This is a genomic window from Desulforhabdus sp. TSK (assembly GCF_022836495.1).
Classification (GTDB): Bacteria; Desulfobacterota; Syntrophobacteria; order Syntrophobacterales; family Syntrophobacteraceae; genus Desulforhabdus.
In genome coordinates this window covers 1-485 of the sequence record NZ_BQXM01000140.1, presented here as the reverse complement: position 1 = coordinate 485, position 485 = coordinate 1, and the positions used below count along the sequence as shown (strand labels likewise).

Genomic DNA, 485 nt, shown 5'->3' with positions numbered 1-485 from the left:
ACTGCGGGGTGATCTCGGTCCGGGTGCATCAGCGCACCCGCCAGCGGGTCAAGGACCTCGGCGTCGGCGGCAAGGACATCGAACTGGTGATCATCAAGCCGCGGTTCCTCTGCGTGGAGGTCGCCTGTGCTCGGCGGACCTTCACCCAGGTGACCAACCAGTTGGGGTTCCGGGCCCGCTGCACCACCCGGTTGAAGGCGGCTGCTGTGGAGGCGGTGCTGGATGAGGGGATGCCGATCTGGCGTGCTTGTGCCCGTCACCGGCTGGGTTGGGCGACGATCAACGCCGCAGTAGTGGCCGATACCCTCACCATTCCTGACCCTGATCAGGTGCCGGTGCGGGCGCTGGGGATTGATGAGCACCGTTTCGCTCGGGCGAAGTGGTTCAAGCACCCCGACACTGCTCAGTGGTGCCGGGTGGAGCCGTGGATGTCGACCTTCGTCAACGCTGAGACTGGCCACGTCCTCGGCGTCGTTGACGGGCGC

General features: G+C 66.4%; 1 protein-coding gene. It reads left to right on the top strand.

Going from position 1 to position 485, the window contains the following annotated elements:
• Positions 1-485, top strand: a 485-nt coding sequence (locus MWC30_RS21870; RefSeq protein ID WP_244086311.1) for a transposase family protein, incomplete at both ends; no start/stop codon positions are given.